Source organism: Acuticoccus mangrovi, from assembly GCF_016411865.1.
Lineage (GTDB): Bacteria > Pseudomonadota > Alphaproteobacteria > Rhizobiales > Amorphaceae > Acuticoccus > Acuticoccus mangrovi.
The window spans coordinates 123035-140430 of sequence record NZ_JAEKJA010000013.1 but is presented as its reverse complement, the minus strand read 5'-3'; the positions used below and the strand labels follow the sequence as shown (position 1 = coordinate 140430).

The window sequence follows — 17396 nt, the reverse complement described above, 5'->3', positions numbered from 1 at the left end:
GGCATGCGTCTACGCCGCTATTTTCGTGCGTTGTTAATGTCCGTTGTCGGGTTTTCGGTGGCCGCGTGCGCGGTCCACGACGCCGACCAGGCCGAGGAGGGCAAGTCCGTCATCGTTGGCATGAGCAAGACGGAGGTGCGCATGTGCGCCGGCTTCCCGACGAAGACGCTGTCGGACGACAAGGGCGAGATCTGGAGCTACGAGCGCGTCATCACCGGCGGTCGCTCGATCGCGCTGCCGACGGTGCCGATCCCCACCCCGACCTCGATCATGCTGCCGGGGCCACAATTCTCCCAGGGAAGCGGCGCCTATTGCCACGCCCAGGTGCGCTTCAAGAAGGATCACGTGGTCGAAGTCGCCTATGCCGGCGCGACCGACATGATGGGTGCCTCGGACGCGGCCTGCGGCCAGATCGTCCAAGGCTGCATCGGCTACCGCCCGCCGATGTGAGGCGACGGGCGGCGGCTCTCCCGGGCCGGGACCCGGCCTATTCGATGCCGAGCTTGGCGCGGACGATCTGCTGCACCGCCTGCGGATTGGCCTTGCCGCCGGTCGCCTTCATCACCTGACCCACGAACCAGCCGGCGAGATTGGGCTTCGCCTTCGCCTGCTCGGCCTTGTCGGGGTTCGCCGCGATCACCGCCTCGACGGCCCCCTCGATGGCGCCGGTGTCGGTGACCTGCTTCATGCCGCGCTGCTCGACGATCGCGGCGGGGTCGCCCCCCTCGGTCCACACGATCTCGAAGAGGTCCTTGGCGATCTTGCCGGAGATCACCTCCTCGCTGAGGAGGTCGAGGATGGCGCCGAGCTGGTCGGACGAGATCGGGCTCGCCTCGATGCCGTGACCTTCCTTGTTGAGACGGCCGAAGAGCTCGTTGATCACCCAGTTGGCGGCGAGCTTGGGGTCGCGACCGGCCGCCACCGCCTCGAAATAGTCGGCCGCCGCGGCGTCGGACACGAGCACGCTGGCGTCGTAGGGGGTGAGGCCGAGCGTCTCCACGTAGCGGGCCCGCTTCTCGTCCGGCAGCTCCGGCAGCGAGTCGCGCAGCCGCTCCACGAGGCTCGCCTCGACCACGAGCGGCAGAAGGTCCGGGTCGGGGAAGTAGCGGTAGTCGTGCGCCTCCTCCTTGGAGCGCATCGAGCGCGTCTCGCCGGAGCGGGCGTCGAACAGGCGCGTCTCCTGCACGATGCTGCCGCCGTCCTCCAGGATGCCGATCTGGCGCCGCGCCTCGTAGTCGATCGCCTGGCCGGCGAAGCGGATCGAGTTGACGTTCTTGATCTCGCAGCGCGTGCCGAGCGGCTCGCCCGGGCGGCGCACCGAGACGTTGATGTCGGCCCGAAGGTTGCCCTTCTCCATGTCGGCGTCGGAGGTGCCGAGATAGCGCAGGATGGTGCGCATCTTGGTGAGGTAGGCCTTCGCCTCGTCGGCGGAGCGCAGGTCGGGCTTCGACACGATCTCCATCAGCGCCACGCCGGACCGGTTGAGGTCCACGTAGGAGCGGGTGGGGTGCATGTCGTGCACCGACTTGCCGGCGTCTTGTTCGAGGTGCAGCCGCTCGATGCCGACGACGATGCGCTCGCCGTCGAGCATATCGACGATCACCTCGCCCTCCCCCACGATGGGGTGCTGGAACTGGGAGATCTGGTAGCCCTGCGGCAGATCCGGGTAGAAGTAGTTCTTCCGGTCGAAGCGGGAGACGAGGTTGATCTGCGCCTTGAGGCCGAGGCCAGTGCGCACCGCCTGCTCGACGCACGCCTCGTTGATGACGGGAAGCATCCCCGGCATCGCCGCGTCCACGAGGCTCACATGGTCGTTGGGCTCACCGCCGAAGGTGGTGGAGGCGCCGGAGAAGAGCTTGGCCTTCGACTGGACCTGGGCATGGATCTCCATGCCGATCACGACCTCCCAGTCGTCCACCGCACCCTTAATGAGCTTGGAGGGGGCGGGCTCGCGTACGTGTTCGTTCATCGACGGGGCTCCTCAACTCGCACCGATCACCTAGTGCCAGAGGGGCCCCCGCCGCAACATCAAAGCGTCACCGACGCCCCAGGCAGGCGGCTCGATGGACGGCGGCCCTACTGGGACTGCCCCATCCGCACGATCGTGTCGCCGTTCTGGCAGGCGTCGTAGCGGATCGCGTGCTCCCCCGCTCTGATCCACGCCGCGCCGACGGCGCATGTCGTTGTTTCACAGAATCGTTCGGGGACGGCACGCCGTCGCAGGGTGCAGCATGGGGGGCGCCGAAAAGCAAGAACGGCCGAGGCGATGGCTCGCCGCGGCCGTTCCAGATGGCGATACCGACCGAGCCGGCGCCCAGAGGCGCCGGGAGGCCCGGCAGGTCGGATCAGCGCGAATAGAACTCGATGACGAGGTTCGGTTCCATGGTGGCCGCATAGGGCACGTCGCCGAGCGCCGGCATGCGCACGAAGTTGGCGGTCATCTTGGAGTGGTCGGCCTCGATATAGTCGGGCACGTCGCGCTCGGCGAGGCCGATGGCCTCGAGCACGGAGAGAAGGTTCTTCGACTTCTCGCGCACCTCGATCACATCGCCCGGCTTGCAGCGGTAGCTCGGAACGTTGACGCGCTGGCCGTTCACCTTCGTGTGGCCGTGGCTCACGAACTGGCGGGCGGCGAACACCGTCGGCACGAACTTCGCGCGGTAGACGATGGCATCGAGACGGCTCTCGAGCAGGCCGATGAGATTTTCGGAGGTGTCACCGCGGCGGCGGACGGCCTCGTCGTAGATGCCGCGGAACTGCTTCTCCGAGATCGACCCGTAGTAGCCCTTCAGCTTCTGCTTGGCGCGCAGCTGCAGGCCGAAGTCGGACATCTTGCCCTTGCGGCGCTGGCCGTGCTGGCCGGGACCATATTCGCGCTTGTTGAGCGGGCTCTTGGGGCGACCCCAGAGGTTCTCGCCCATGCGGCGGTCGATTTTGTACTTCTGGCTATGGCGCTTCGTCATCTCAACGTCTTTCCTGTCGCCGGGTCACCCCGGCGGTGATGCCGGCGAACCGGCGGTGAAGACGCCCCTCCTCTGTGCCCCATGCGGAACACTGACAGGGCCATGGCGACAAGCGACGCCGTAGCCCACGGGTGCGTTCGATCCTGCTTTTGCGGCAAGAGCCGGCGATATAGCGCCCCCTCCATGCTCCGTCAATGATCGAAGCGTTGGTTTACTCAATCGGCAATTGTCTCGTTCGTCCGTGATGAGTAGAGTCAAAGTGCACTTGGGAATGCTAGATGAATCTCAGCCCGGAGGTGATCGCCGACCACCGGCTTGCCGACAGTTTCGTGCCACCCTCCCCCATCCGGCACAAGACGCGGGTATCGCTGTGGACCCTCTTTCGGCTCTATCGCCAGAACCTGCTCGCGATCTTCATGGAACGCGACTACGCCACGCGGCGGATGCGCAAGAAGGTCGGTCTGAGGACCATCCACTTCAGCAACCATCCCGACGGGGTGCGTGAAACGCTCCACCGGCAGGCCGCGACATTCGAGAAGAAGACGTCGCAGCAGCGTCAGGCGCTCGCACCGCTGCTCGGCGACGGGCTGTTCGTCTCCGACGGCGCGACGTGGGCGGAGCGGCGTGCCATCGTCGCGCCCATCGTCCATGGCCGCCGCATCGCGACCTTCGCGCCGGTGATGCGGGAGACCGCCATCGAGTGGTGCGGGGATTGGCGCAAGGCGGGCGACGGCGCCACGCTCGACATCCTCTTCGAGATGGGCGAGCTCACCGCGGAGATCATTTCGCGCACCATCTTCGGTCGGCGCCTGGGGCGCGAGTTCACGCGCGAGATCATCGCCGGCTTCGCCGCCTATCAGCGCAACGTCGACCAGACCGACCTTCTCAGCCTGATGAACGCGCCGGACTGGGTGCCGCGCCTCCAGGGCGTCTCGACCCGCCGCGCCCGGCATCGCGTCCACCGCGTGATCGACGACATCGTCGACCGCTTCGCCCGCGGCGAGGGCGATCCCAACGCCGTCATCAGCCAGCTCTTCGCCGCCCGCGACAGCTCCGGCGCACCGCTCACCAAGGCCGCCATCCGCAACGAGGCGATCGTCATCTTCATGGCGGGGCACGAGACCACCGCCAACACCCTCGCCTGGGCGATCTACCTCGTGTCGCAGAGCCCGCGGGTCGAGGCCCGCCTCGCCGCCGAGCTCGAGGCTGTGCTCGGCGGCCGCCACCCCGAGCTCGCCGACGTCGCCGACCTGACCTTCACCCGCGCCATCATCGAGGAGACGCTTCGCCTCTATCCGCCAGTCCCCCTCCTCGGCCGCACCGCGACGGGGCCGGGCACGCTCAACGGCAACGCCGTCGCCAAAGGCGACATCCTCGTCGTCGCGCCGTGGCTGCTCCACCGCAATCGTGACCTGTGGGCGCTGCCCGACCACTTCGTGCCGGAACGCTTCGACCCGGCGATCGCCGCCCGTCCCGACAAGCACGCCTACATTCCGTTCGCCTCCGGACCGCGCGTCTGCCCAGGCCTGACTTTCGCCATAACCGAGGCGACCTTGTGTCTTGCCACTCTCCTCCAAGCATTTAAAGTGACACTTGAGGAGGGACACAATGTCGAGGTGAGCTGCCGGCTGACGTTGCGGCCGGGCGACCGCCTTCCGATGGTGGTGAGGAGACGCAAGGGTGGTGAACCATCCTGATATTCCGTGGTCGGCGACCTTTGCCGAGTGGCCGAAGCGCAAGCCCTTCCGCACCCTCTTGCGGGAAGGCGACGGAGTGGCGATCCGCCGCCGCCTCTATCGCGAGACCATCGACGGCACTCGCCTCGCCGTGTCCGAGCTTCTGCGTCGGCTCCCTGCCGAGACCGGATCGTTGATCGGCGGCCGTGTGTGCGCCCCCGTCGCGCTGCGCCGGCACCACGACCGTCCCTATGCAGCACAGATGACGCGGACCCTGCGCCGGATTGCCCCGCATCTGGCCGACGATACCTTTTTGGCGCGGTGGTACGTGAACGCCGGGCGCACTATGGGCGAGTTGCCGGCTCTCCACCGCCTCGCCTCGCCATCCAAATCGAGGGTTCTCGGCCTCGAAAACATCGCAGCGGCGAAGGCCACGGGCCGGCCGGTCATCATGACCGCCGTGCATGTGGGCAACTGGGAGGTCGTCCCCCTCGTCGGGTCACGACAAATCTGGGCCCACTGCATCGGCCCTTGGCAGCCGCAGAGCAACCGGTGGGACAACCGCCTTATAGCCCAAGCGCGCCGGCGCTCGGGCTATAAGGCGCTGCCGCCAAGCCCCAACCTCGTCCGCACCCTCAGTCGCTACCTCGCCGTCCCTGGCCAGTCCCTGATCTTCTTCATCGACGAGATCTCCGAGGGAACCGTCAAGTTCCCCCTCTTTGGTCGCCCGGCCCCGGTCCGCTGCAATCTCAGCTTCGCTCTGAAGCTCGCCGTGCGGCGCGGCGCGCTCGTCGTGCCCGTCACCGCGCGCCGCCTTGGCGGCACCCAGCACGAGTTGGTCGTTCACCCACCGGTGGACATCACCACCCTCGGCGGCGATCCGGTAGAGGCTGGCGCCGTCCGCCTCAACGAGCTCTACGAGCCCTTCGTGCGCGCCAACCTCGATCAATGGTACATGCTGAACAGACTGACCCTGGAAGGGCAGCCGTAATCCCTCTGTCACACAAGCGTTGCAGATAGCGGCCAACCTTCACAAAGGAGACCGCCATGCGCATCGCTCTGATCGTCGCCGCGACCCTCTTCGCCGGCGCCGCCCTTGCCGAACCGTCGGGCAAGCTGATGCTCTACACCTCGCAGCCCAACGCCGATGCCCAGGCGACCATCGACGGCTTCATGGCCGCCTATCCCGGCGTGGAGGTCGAGTTCTTCCGCGACGGCACCACCAAGGTGATGGCCAAGCTCGAGGGCGAGTTCGCCGCCGGGAGCCCGCAGCCCGACGTGCTGCTGATCGCCGACACGGTGACGATGGAGGGTCTCGAGGCCGAGGGCCGCCTGATGGCCTATCCGGAGGCCGACACCAGCGCCTACGAAGCTGGCCTGATGGACCCGGAAGGGTACTATTTCTCCACCAAGCTCATCACCACCGGCATCGTCTACAACACCGGCGCGCCGATGAAGCCCACCACCTACACCGACCTCCTGAAGCCCGAGGCGACCGGCAAGATCGCGATCCCCTCGCCGCTGACCTCCGGCGCCGCCACCATCACCATGGCGACCTTGACCGGCGACCCGAAGCTCGGCTGGGAGTTCTACGAAGGCCTCGCCGACCAGGGCACCCTCGCCCAAGGCGGCAACGGCGGCGTCTACAAGGCGGTCGCCGGCGGGGAGAAGCTCTACGGCTTCGTCGTCGACTTCCTCGCCATCCGCAGCGCCGAGGACGGCGCACCGGTCGCCTTCGTGTTCCCGCCGGAGGGCGTCTCCTACGTGACCGAGCCGGTGGCGATCCTCTCCACCGCCAAGAACCCCGAAGCGGCCAAGGCGTTCGTCGACTTCCTGATCTCCAAGAAGGGCCAGGAGCTCGCCGTGTCGCAGGGCTATCTGCCGGCCCATCCCGACGTCGCGCCGCCCGCCGGCTTCCCGCCGCGCTCCGAGATCAAGCTGATGTCCTTCGACCCCGCCAAGGCGCTCGCCGAGGACACCGAGATGAAGATGCGCTTCCAAGAGATCTTCGGCGGCTGACATTCGGACCTCCGTCAGACCGGGCGGCGAGGCGATCGCCCTCGCCGCCCTCCTCCTCATCGCCGCAGCGCTCTACGTGCTGCCGCTCGCGCGTCTCTTCGCGATCGGCCTCGCCCCCGACGGCGCGCTGTCGCTCGGGCCCCTCACCGAGGCGCTCCACAGCCGCGCGACCTACGCCGCCGTCCGCAACAGCCTCGATTCGGCATTCTGCTCGGCGCTCGCGGCGACGCTCGTCGGCACCCTCCTCGCCCTCGTCGTCGGCTTCACCGACGTGCGGGCCAAGGGCCTCGTCGTCTTCCTCATCCTGTTGCCGATGATGATCCCGCCGCACGTGACGGCGATCTCATGGATCCAGGCGCTCGGCCCATCGAGCCCGCTCCTGCGCAGCCTCGGCCTCGCCCCCGAGCTCGGCAGCACCCATCCGCTCTATTCCCGCGAGGGGGTGATCCTGGTGCTCGCCCTGCAGCACACGCCGCTCGTCTTCCTCGTGGTGCGGGCGGCGTTGCGGGCGCAGCCGCGCGAGCTCACGGACGCCGCGCGCATCGCCGGCGCCTCGGCGACGCGGGTGCTCCGGCGCATCGTCCTGCCGCTTCTCGCCCCCGCCCTCCTCGCCGGCTTCGGCCTCGCCTTCGTGGCCGCGCTCGGCAATTTCGGCATCGCCGCTCTCCTCGGCCTGCCGGCGCGCTACGTCACCCTCCCCGTCCTCATCTGGCAGCGCATGGCGAGCTTCGGGGTGGGAATGCTGCCGAAGGTCGCCGTCATCGCGATGATCATGGCGGTGGTCGCGGTCGCCGCCGTGACGGTGCTCTCACTGCTGCAGCGTCTCGGGCGGACCGCGCTCACCGGCCCGCCGCGACCGCCGCTCGCGATCCGCCTCGGGCGTGGCCGGTGGGTGGTGGAGCTTGCCCTCTGGGGCTTCATCGCCGCCGTGCTCGCGCTGCCGCTCGCCTCGCTCCTCGCGACCGCCCTCGTGAGGACCTACGGCCTCCCCCTCACCCTGGCGACCATCACCTTCGACAACTTCGCCGAGATCCTCGTGCGCCAGGAGGTGACGGCGCGCGCCTTCCTCAACTCCTCGATCGCGGCGGGGACGGCGGCGCTGCTCCTTGCCGGGCTCGCCGTGGTCGCGAGCCACGCGGCGGGGGGACGCGGCCCCGTCCGCCGCTCGATCGGGGGCGGCCTCGCCCTCCTCGGCGACGTCACCTACGCCGTGCCGGGCATCGTCCTCTCGATCGCCTTCATCGTCGCCTTCATCCGGCCGCTGCCCGTCGTCGGCGTATCGCTCTACAACACGCTCCTCATCATCGCCCTCGCCTACGTCACCGCCTTCCTCGCCATCGCGCTGAAGCCCGTCTCCGCCGCCTTCGCCCAGCTCGACCCGGCCCTCGACGACGCCGCCCGCATCGCCGGCGCGGGCTACGGCCGGCGCATGCTGCACATCTTCGCCCCGCTCGTCGCCCCGGCCGCCGCCTCGGGCGCGATCCTCGTCTTCCTCACCGCCTACAACGAAATCACCGTGTCTGCCCTCCTCTGGTCCGCCGGCAACGAGACCATCGGCACCACCATCTTCAACTACGAGGACGGCGGCTACACCACCCTCGCCGCCGCCATGAGCGCGGTGACCGTCGCCGCCACGGTGGTGCTGATGTTGATTTTAGACCGCATGGGTCGACATCTTCCGCCGGGCACGGTTCCCTGGCGCGATTGAGCCCTCGCCGCCGCTCGAGCGGCGAGCTAGAGTTGGCCGACGGGAGGCGGTGGAATGGCGATCGACGTGGCACCCGCACCACACAAGGTGCTGCGGGGCAAGGATGGCTGGCTGTTCCTGAACTCCGGCGAGCATCGCCAGCTCGACTATCTGACCGCGGCGCGCACGCCCTCCGCCGCCTCGGTGGGAAACTTCCACGCCAACATCGCACGGCGCGCCGACCGGTGCGCCCGCGCCGGGTGGCCCTATCTCCACGTGGTCTTCCCCTCAAAGCCCGTGATCATGCACGAGCAGCTGCCCGACGAGGTCGCCGGCGAGGTCCAGAGCCTCTTTCGCCGCCGCTACGATCGTGGGGACAGCCGGGTGTTCTATCCGGACGCGCTGCTGCAGGCGCGAGGGCGGATCGTGCCGGTCTTCCACAAGGGCGACACCCATATGACGGACGGATCGTCCGCCATCGTGGCGCGGGAGATCCTGCGCCGCCTCGGCGTCTCGCCGCCATCGATCGAGGATGACTTCGCGTTCCGCACCGTGCCCTTCCTCGGCGACCTGCAGAAGCTCGTCGGCGAGACCACACCGGAGCGCATCACGGTGATGACCCCCTATCGGCTGCGCGCCACCATCTTCGACAATCGCGACGATCTGCCGGGCAACACCAACAACATCGCCATCATCCACACCGCGAACGCCCGGAGCGACCGGCGCCTTCTGGTGTTCGGCGACAGCTTCGTGCGCGCCGCGCTGCTCTTCTTCGCCCCCGCCTTCCGCGACATTCTCTACGTGCGCAGCGCCCACTTCGACGCCGGCATCGCCGAACGCTTCGGACCCGACTTCGTCCTCACCGCCACCGCCGAGCGCTACCTCGCCGCCGTCGACGCCGATGACGACCTGGGCGCGACGGGGATCCTCGACGCCCTCGCCGACAGCGACGACTACCGCCCCGACCCCGCCTTCACCGCGGCGCTCGAAGCAACGCTCGCCTTCGTCGACGAGCCCGCGCGCTACGCCGCCTGGGCGGCAACCGTCGAGGGCTGAGGCTTCAGGCCATCACCCATCCGTCGGCGATGCCGAAGCGCACGAGGGCGGCCCCGGGGGGGACGCGCGACTCCGCCTCCACCGGGCCGATGCCCGGCGCCGTCAGCGAAACCTCGAAGAGGCCGCCGCGGTAGGTGACGCGCTCCACGCGCCCCTCGAACGGCCCCTCGCCGAGCACCACCTGGTGCGGGCGCACGAAGAGCCGTCCCGCTCCGGCCGTCACCCCGGGCGCCGCGGCCGCGATCACCACTTCCCCGGCGACGGCCACGGCCGCCCGCCCGCCCGCGATCTCCTTCACGGCCCCGTCGATCATCGCGCCGCGGCCGATGAAGCGGGCGACGGTCTCCGACATCGGCCGCTCGTAGAGGGCGCGCGGGGTGTCGACCTGGAGGATGCGGCCGCCGTCCATCACGGCGATGCGGGAGGCGAGCGCCATCGCCTCGCGCTGGTCGTGGGTGATGTAGAGCGTGGTGGCCCCGGACGCGGCGTGCACGCGGGCGAGCTCGGCCTCCATCTGGTAGCGCAGATGCGGGTCGAGGTTCGCGAGCGGCTCGTCCATCAGCACCGTCCTCGCCCGCGAGGCGAGGCAGCGGGCGAGCGCCACGCGCTGCTGCTGGCCACCCGAGAGGGCCGCGGGCTTGCGCGTCGCGAAGGGGGTGAGCGCCACGGCCTCGAGCGCGCCTTCCACGATCTCGGCCGCCTCGGACCGCGGCAGCCGCGCCGAGGCGACGGGAAAGGCGACATTCTCCCGCACGCTCATGTGCGGCCACAGGGCGTAGGACTGGAACACCACCGCGACGCTGCGCGCCTCCGGCGGCACGTGGCGGCCCGGGCCAGACACCCCTTCGCCGGAGAGGCTGATGGTGCCCTCGTCGGCCTCCTCGAGCCCCGCGATGAGCCGCAGCAGGGTGCTCTTGCCGCAGCCGGAGGGGCCGAGAACCACGAAGAATTCGCCGGCCTCGATGGTCAGCGTGACCTCGTTCACCGCGGTGGTCCGGCCAAATCGCTTCGTCAGCCTGTCGAGAGCGATCCCGGCGGTGGTGACGGGGCGGAGAATGGCGTTCACGGCGGCGGCTCCTGCAATGGGTGCAGGCGCCACAAAGCATAGGGCGGCCGCCTTCGCCACCGCCCAACCGTCTTCTCGCCTAGTCCTCCAGGCCGAGCACGTCGGTCATCTTGTAGAGGCCCGGCGGGCGGCCGATCACCCAGTGCCCGGCCTTGATGGCGCCGCGGGCGAACACCGTGCGGTCCTCCGCGATGTGGCCGAGCCGCACGCGCTCCGAATCGAGCGCCAGGATGACCTCGTGCTCGCCGATCACCGTGCCGCCGCGCAGCGTGGCGAAGCCGATGGTGCCGGCCTCGCGCGGACCCGTCTGCCCCTCGCGCACGAACACGGCGTTCTCGCGCAGCGCGATGTCGCGCCCGGCCGCCGCCGCCTCGCCGAGCATCAGCGCCGTGCCGGACGGGGCGTCCACCTTGCGGCGGTGATGCATCTCCAGCACCTCGATGTCGGCGTCCGGCAAGGCCCTCGTCGCCCGCCGCACCAGCGCCGCGAGGAGGTTGAGGCCGAGCGACATGTTGCCAGACTTCACGATGGCGATCTTCTGCGCCGACCCGGCGATCGCCACGTCCTGCTCGGCCGAGAAGCCGGTGGTGCCGATCACGTGGGCCGTGCCGAGCTCGGCGAGCGCCGCCGCGAGCGCGACACTCGTCGCCGGCGCGGTGAAGTCGAGCACCACGTCGCACGCGGCGAAGGCGGCGGGATCGTCGCCAACCATCACGCCGTTGGGGCCGAGGCCGGCGAGCGTGCCGACATCCGCCCCGAGATCAGCAGCACCCGGGCGCTCGGTCGCGACCGCGAGCCTCGCCCCGTCGTCCTCGCTCACGGCGCGCACCACGGCCCGCCCCATGCGCCCCGCGGCGCCGACCACACCGACGCGCATCATTCGCCCGGCTGCGGGCCGTCGTAGCCCTCGATCACGATGATGTCGGCCGTCGAGTACTTGCGGCGTACGGCGAGGGCGGCCTGGTAGCCGTCGGAGTTCATGCAGTCGAGCGCCGCCTGATAGGACGGGAACTCGATGATCACGTTGCGCGAGCGCTTGGTGCCCTCGATGGGGGTGAACTGACCGCCGCGCACCAGAAAGCGGCCGCCATGGGCCGCGATCGGCTCGGCGTTCATCGCGACATATTCCTTGTAGCCTTCATCGTCGGCCACATCGACGTGGGCCATCCAGTACCCCTTGGGCATCAGCCTTCTCCCTGATCCACGGCACGCGCCGCCTTGAGTTCGTAGAGCGCTTCGAGCGCTTCACGAGGGGATAGGGCGTCGGGGTCCAGTCCGTCCAGAGCTTCGACGAGGCGCGAGGCGCAATGGGGCGTCGCCGGCGCGGGCTCCGCCGGGGCGACGGTGGCGGCGAACAGCGGCAGGTCGGCCATCAGCGCGGCGCGGGCGGCCCCGCGGTCGCTCTCCTCGAGGCGGGCGAGCACGTCGCGCGCCCGCCGCACCACCGCCGCCGGCAGCCCGGCGAGGCGGGCGACCTGCACGCCGTAGGAGCGGTCCGCCGCCCCCGGCTCCACCTGATGCAGGAACACGATGTCGCCGCGCCACTCCTTCACCCGCATCGTCGCGTTGGCGATGCGGGGGCGGCGGTCGGCGAGCGCCGTGAGCTCGTGATAGTGCGTCGCAAAGAGGGTGCGGCAGCCGATCTCGTTGAGCCGCTCCAGCGCCGCCCACGCGATGGAGAGGCCGTCGAAGGTGGCGGTGCCGCGGCCGATCTCGTCGAGGATCACGAGCGCCCCCGGCCCGGCCTGATTCAGGATCGCGGCGAGCTCGACCATCTCCACCATGAAGGTGGAGCGGCCGGCGGCGAGGTCGTCGGAAGCGCCGATGCGCGAGAAGAGCCGGTCGACCACCCCGATCCGCGCCCGCGCGGCCGGCACGTACGCGCCCGCCTGGGCGAGGATCGCGATCAGCGCGTTCTGGCGCAGATAGGTGGACTTGCCGCCCATGTTGGGGCCGGTGAGGATCGTCGCGCGGGCCTTCGCATCGCCCTCGGCCGGCGTCAGATCGCAGTCGTTGGGCACGAAGCGGGAGGCGTCGGCGAGCGCCGCCTCCACCACCGGATGGCGCCCCGCCGCCACCTCGAAGGCGAGCCCCTCCTCCACCACCGGGCGCGTCCAGCGGGCGGCGACGGCGATCTCGGCGAGGGCGGCGGTGACGTCGAGCTCGGCCATCTTGTCGGCGACGGCGGCGATCCACGGCCGCGCCGCCACGATGTCGGCGACGAGGGCGGCGAAGATCGCCTGCTCGCGCGAGCGGGCGTCGTCGGAGGCGGCGAGGATGCGGCTTTCCAGATCGCGCAGCGTGTCGGTGGTGAAGCGCACCGCGCTCGCAAGGCTTTGGCGATGGCTGAAGTCGTCGATCCCGTGCAGCGTGTCGGCGTGCCCCGCCGGCACCTCCACGAACCAGCCGAGCACCGCGTTGTGCTTGATCTTCAGCGCGCGAACGCCCGTCGCCTGCTGGTAGTCCGCCTGGAGCGCGGCGACGAAGCGGCGGCTCTCGTTCTGGAGGACGCGCGCCTCGTCGAGCGCGGCGTCGACCCCCTCGGCGACATATCCGTCGGTGGCGTTGGCCGAGGCGGCGCGCTCGTCGAGCGTCGCGGCAAGGCGCGCTCCGAGCTCGCCCGGCGCCTCGGCGAGCCGCTCACCCATCGCCGCGACGAGCGCTGGCCGCTCGGCGGGAAGCGCCGCGGCCGCGGTCGCCGCCGCCTCCAACGCCCGGCACACCGCGAGCGCGTCGCGCGGCTGGCCCCGCCCCGCGGCAAGGCGCCCCACCGCCCGCATCGCGTCGCTGACGCCCTTCAGCGCCCGCCTCACCCCGGCGCGCGCCTCGGGGTCGGCGATGAAGACGGCCACCGCGTCGTGGCGCGCGGCGATCGTCTCAACCCGCGTCGACGGGCTCGCGATCCGCTCGGCGAGGCGTTGCGCGCCGATGCCCGACACCGTGCGGTCGATCGCCGAGAGCAGCGTCGGCCCGTCCGCACGGGAGGCGCGGGTGAGCTCCAGGCTCGCCCGCGTCGCAGCGTCGATCACCATCACGTCGCCGGGCGCGTCCTTGCGCGGCGGATCGAGCGGCGGGGCGCTCTCGATCTGCGTCTCCTGCAGATAGAGCACCAGCGCGAGACCCGCGGCGGCCTCCACCTCCGAGAAGGCGCCGAACGCGGCGAGATCGGCGACGCCGAAGGCCTCGGCGAGCCGGGCCGAGGCCTCGGAGGTGCGGAACATCGAGGGGGGGCGACGCGTCACCGTCACCCGCGGCGGCAGATGGGGGAGCGTCAGGCCGTCCGGGGCGATCAGCTCCACCGGATCGAGCCGGGCGAGCTCGGCGGAAAGCCCCTCCTCGCTCGTCGCGAGAAGCTGGAAGCGGCCCGACGCGACGTCGGCGGCGGCGATCCCGTAGCCACCCTTGCCGCCGGCGATCGTCACGAGGAGGGCGGCGCGGGAAGGGTCGAGAAGCCGCTCCTCGGTGATCGTGCCCGGCGTCACCACGCGCACCACTTCGCGCGCCACCACCGACTTCGCGCCGCGCTTCTTCGCCTCGGCCGGATCCTCGGTCTGCTCGGCGATGACGACGCGGATGTTCTGCGCGATCAGCCGCGCCAGATGCTCCTCGGCGGCGTGGACCGGCACGCCCGCCATCGGGATGGGCTCGCCGAGATGGGTGCCCCGCGTGGTGCAGTGGATCGACAGCGCCCGCGCCGCGAGGTGGGCGTCGTCGAAGAACATCTCGTAGAAGTCGCCCATGCGGTAGAAAAGCAGCCCCTCCGGATAGGCCGCCTTGATGGCGAGATATTGCGCCATCATCGGGGTGACGCCGGCCGCCGCGGCCGAGACGATCCCCGCGTCGTCGGGCTCACGCGCCTCGATCGGGTCCTCCCTGCGCTCGCTCATCGCCTCCATCGGCGTCCCCCTCGCTCCATGCCGACACCGTGCCGGGGGGTGGACGACCGTTCAAGCCGGCGAGCGCGACACTTCACAGCCCGCTGTCGATATGGACGGGCGGGCGCGAAACATCGTACCTCTTCCAATCAAAGACACTTTAAGGAGGACGCCGTGGACGCGGAGACGAACCGGCGCACACGCACAAGGATCACCGATGCCGAGGCGCTGGAATTCCACCAGCGCGGCCGCCCCGGCAAACTGGAGGTCACCCCCACCAAGCCGATGGCGACGCAGCGCGATCTGTCGCTCGCCTATTCACCCGGCGTGGCCGTGCCCGTCCTCGCCATCGCCGAGAACGAGGATCGCGCCTTCGACTATACGACGCGCGGCAACGTGGTCGCCGTGATCTCCAACGGCTCGGCGATCCTCGGCCTCGGCAATCTCGGCGCCCTCGCCTCGAAGCCCGTGATGGAAGGCAAGGCCGTCCTCTTCAAGCGCTTCGCCGACATCGACGGCATCGACATCGAGGTCGACACCCAGGACGTCGACGCCTTCATCAACTCGGTGCGCTATCTCGGCCCCTCCTTCGGCGGCATCAATCTCGAGGACATCAAGGCGCCGGAGTGCTTCCTCATCGAGAGCCAGCTGCGCGAGCTCATGGACATTCCGGTGTTCCATGACGACCAGCACGGCACCGCGATCATCGCCGCCGCCGGGCTCATCAACTCCGCCCACCTCACCGGCCGCGATCTCAAGACCATGAAGATCGTCTGCAACGGCGCGGGCGCGGCGGGCATCGCCTGCGTCGAGCTCGTGAAGGCGATGGGCGTGCCGCACAACAACGTGATCCTGTGCGACACCAAGGGCCCCATCTACGCCGGCCGCGAAGAGGGCATGAACCAGTGGAAGTCGGCCCACGCGGCCGAGACCGACGCGCGCTCCCTCGCCGAGGCGATGGAGGGGGCGGACGTTTTCCTGGGCGTCTCGGTGAAGGGGGCGGTGACGCGCGAGATGGTCCGCGCGATGGCGCCCAACCCGATCATCTTCGCGATGGCGAACCCCGATCCGGAGGTGACGCCCGAGGAGGTCGCCGAGATCCGCGACGACGCCATCGTCGCCACCGGCCGGTCGGACTATCCGAACCAGGTCAACAACGTCCTCGGCTTTCCCTACATCTTCCGCGGCGCGCTCGACGTGCGGGCGACGGCGATCAACGAAGACATGAAGGTCGCGGCCGCCGAGGCCCTCGCCGCCCTCGCCCGGGAGGACGTGCCGGACGACGTCGCCGTCGCCTATCAGGGCCAGCGCCCGCGCTTCGGCAAGGAATACATCATCCCGGTGCCGTTCGACCCGCGGCTGATCTCCACCATTCCCCCGGCGGTGGCGAAGGCGGCGATGAAGACCGGCGTCGCCCGTCGCCCGATCGTCGACATGGCCCGCTACGCCGAGGAGCTGTCGGCCCGGCGCGACCCGGTGGCCGGCTCGCTGAGCCGCATCTTCACGAAGGTGCGCCAGGCGCCCAAGCGCGTGGTGTTCGCCGAGGGCGAGGAGGAAGCGGTGATCCGCGCCGCCGCCTCCTTCGTCAACCAGGAGCTCGGCACCGCGATCCTGATCGGGCGCGAGGACATCGTGCGCGAGCAGGCCTTCCAGGCCGGCATCGAGATCCGGCCGGGGCTCGAGATCGCCAACGCGCGCCTGTCGAACCGCAACAACGAATATGCGCAGTTCCTCTATTCGAAGTTGCAGCGCAAGGGCCACCTCTTCCGCGACTGCCAGCGGATGATCAACCAGGACCGCAACTATTTCGGCGCGACCATGGTGGCCTCCGGCGACGCCGACGCCATGGTGACGGGGGTGACGCGAAACTATTCGGTCGCGCTCTCGGCCGTGCGCCAGGTGATCCCCGCCAAGCCGGGCCACAAGATCATCGGCGTGTCGCTGGTGCTCGCCCGCGGCCGCGCCGTGCTCGTGGCGGACACGGCGGTGCACGACGGCCCGTCTGCGACCGACCTTGCCGACATCGCCGAGGAGGCGGCACGGGTCGCCCGCCGGCTCGGCTACGAGCCGCGCGTCGCAATGCTCGCCTACGCCAACTTCGGCAACCCGCCGGGCGAGCGGGCGGCGCGGGTGGAGGAAGCGGTGTCGCTCCTCGGCAAGCGCCGGGTGGACTTCGAGTTCGACGGCGAGATGGCGGCCGACGTCGCCCTCAACCCCGGCCTGATGGCGGCCTACCCCTTCTGCCGCCTGTCTGGCCCGGCGAACGTCCTGTTGATGCCGGGTCTCGATTCGGCCTCGATCTCCACCAAGATGCTGCAGGAGCTCGGCGGCTCGACGGTGCTCGGGCCGATCCTCGTCGGCCTCGACAAGGCGGTGCAGATCGTGCCGATGGGCGCGCGCGACACCGACATCGTCAACATGGCGGCGATCGCCAGCTTCGGCGTGAACTGAGGCGATGCCGGCGGGGTCCTCTCTCGCCTCGCCGGCGCCCTGCCCATGAGCACGGCGGCCATCGCCTTCCTGAGGGCGGTGAACGTCGCGGGCAAGGGCCGCCTCGCCATGGCGGACTTCCGCCGAGCCCTCACGGCCCTCGGCCTCGAAGCCGTCGAGACGGTGGCGCAGACCGGCAACGCCGTGTTCCGCGCCGTCGACCTCGCCGGCCTCGAAGCGCGTGTCGAGGCCGCCCTCGCCGACCGCTTCGGCCTCGACACCACGGTTCTGGTGCGCACGGCGGCGCACTGGGCCGAGACGCTCCGCGCGCTTCCCTTTCCCGAGGCGGCGCGCGACATGCCGGCGCGCCTCGTCGTCATGCCGCTGACGGCGGTGCCGCCCGCCGACGCGGTGGACGCGCTGCAGGAGATCGGCTCCGAAAGGGTCGCCGCCGTCGGCGACATGCTCTTCGTCGTCTATCCCGACGGCATCGGCCGGTCCCGCCTCACCACCGCTCTCATCGAGCGCCGCCTCGGCGTGCGCGGCACCCAGCGCAACTGGAACACGGCCCTGCTCATCGCCGAGGCCGCGGCACGCCACTCCGCGCCCTCGCCGTAGGGCCGA

14 protein-coding genes are annotated in these 17396 nt (G+C 70.1%); 8 read left to right on the top strand and 6 right to left on the bottom strand.

Going from position 1 to position 17396, the window contains the following annotated elements; genetic code table 11:
* Positions 1-57: 57 nt before the first annotated feature.
* Positions 58-450, top strand: coding sequence for a hypothetical protein (locus tag JCR33_RS16220; protein ID WP_198883152.1), 393 nt, complete (start codon positions 58-60; stop codon positions 448-450).
* 37 nt (positions 451-487) lie between these two features.
* Here the strand turns inward: JCR33_RS16220 and gatB are convergent, their stop codons facing one another.
* Both gatB and rpsD read right to left on the bottom strand, forming a co-directional pair.
* Complete coding sequence (gatB, locus tag JCR33_RS16215; protein WP_198883151.1) at positions 488-1969, bottom strand: Asp-tRNA(Asn)/Glu-tRNA(Gln) amidotransferase subunit GatB; 1482 nt, start codon at positions 1967-1969, stop codon at positions 488-490.
* A gap of 376 nt (positions 1970-2345) precedes the next feature.
* Positions 2346-2963, bottom strand: a complete 618-nt coding sequence (gene rpsD / locus JCR33_RS16210; protein ID WP_198883150.1) for a 30S ribosomal protein S4 — start codon at positions 2961-2963, stop codon at positions 2346-2348.
* A 278-nt stretch (positions 2964-3241) separates the two neighbouring features.
* On the opposite strand from rpsD, the gene JCR33_RS16205 reads away from it, so the two are divergent.
* The 5 genes from JCR33_RS16205 (at position 3242) to JCR33_RS16185 (ending at position 9401) form a co-directional block, all read left to right on the top strand.
* On the top strand, positions 3242-4660 hold the full coding sequence (locus tag JCR33_RS16205; protein ID WP_198883149.1) for a cytochrome P450: 1419 nt from the start codon (positions 3242-3244) through the stop codon (positions 4658-4660).
* 76 nt (positions 4661-4736) lie between these two features.
* Positions 4737-5630: a lysophospholipid acyltransferase family protein gene (locus JCR33_RS16200; RefSeq protein WP_198883148.1), complete on the top strand. Its 894-nt coding sequence runs from the start codon at positions 4737-4739 to the stop codon at positions 5628-5630.
* A gap of 56 nt (positions 5631-5686) precedes the next feature.
* The gene (locus JCR33_RS16195) at positions 5687-6658 is read left to right on the top strand and encodes an ABC transporter substrate-binding protein (protein WP_198883147.1); all 972 of its coding nucleotides are present in this window, start codon (positions 5687-5689) and stop codon (positions 6656-6658) included.
* A 76-nt stretch (positions 6659-6734) separates the two neighbouring features.
* Positions 6735-8366: an ABC transporter permease gene (locus JCR33_RS16190; protein ID WP_332461213.1), complete on the top strand. Its 1632-nt coding sequence runs from the start codon at positions 6735-6737 to the stop codon at positions 8364-8366.
* Positions 8367-8420: 54 nt separating this feature from the next.
* Positions 8421-9401, top strand: coding sequence for an alginate O-acetyltransferase AlgX-related protein (locus tag JCR33_RS16185; RefSeq protein ID WP_198883146.1), 981 nt, complete (start codon positions 8421-8423; stop codon positions 9399-9401).
* 4 nt (positions 9402-9405) lie between these two features.
* Here JCR33_RS16185 and JCR33_RS16180 read toward each other — a convergent pair whose 3' ends face one another.
* The 4 genes from JCR33_RS16180 to mutS all read right to left on the bottom strand — a co-directional run bounded on the left by JCR33_RS16180 (position 9406) and on the right by mutS (position 14363).
* Positions 9406-10467: an ABC transporter ATP-binding protein gene (locus JCR33_RS16180; RefSeq protein WP_332461212.1), complete on the bottom strand. Its 1062-nt coding sequence runs from the start codon at positions 10465-10467 to the stop codon at positions 9406-9408.
* A 79-nt stretch (positions 10468-10546) separates the two neighbouring features.
* Entirely contained in the window at positions 10547-11344 is a 798-nt protein-coding gene (gene dapB / locus JCR33_RS16175; protein WP_211110352.1) for a 4-hydroxy-tetrahydrodipicolinate reductase, read from the bottom strand.
* Entirely contained in the window at positions 11344-11652 is a 309-nt protein-coding gene (locus tag JCR33_RS16170; RefSeq protein ID WP_198883144.1) for a DUF1330 domain-containing protein, read from the bottom strand. The genes dapB and JCR33_RS16170 overlap by 1 nt, the downstream gene beginning before the upstream one ends.
* The gene (gene mutS, locus JCR33_RS16165) at positions 11652-14363 is read right to left on the bottom strand and encodes a DNA mismatch repair protein MutS (RefSeq protein ID WP_211110347.1); all 2712 of its coding nucleotides are present in this window, start codon (positions 14361-14363) and stop codon (positions 11652-11654) included. Before mutS ends, JCR33_RS16170 begins: the two co-directional genes overlap by 1 nt.
* A gap of 18 nt (positions 14364-14381) precedes the next feature.
* Here mutS and JCR33_RS16160 point away from each other — a divergent pair, with 18 nt between their 5' ends.
* Positions 14382-16793: an NADP-dependent malic enzyme gene (locus JCR33_RS16160; RefSeq protein ID WP_198883143.1), complete on the top strand. Its 2412-nt coding sequence runs from the start codon at positions 14382-14384 to the stop codon at positions 16791-16793.
* Between the two features lie 45 nt (positions 16794-16838).
* On the top strand, positions 16839-17390 hold the full coding sequence (locus JCR33_RS16155) for a DUF1697 domain-containing protein (protein ID WP_198883142.1): 552 nt from the start codon (positions 16839-16841) through the stop codon (positions 17388-17390).
* Positions 17391-17396 lie beyond the last annotated feature (6 nt).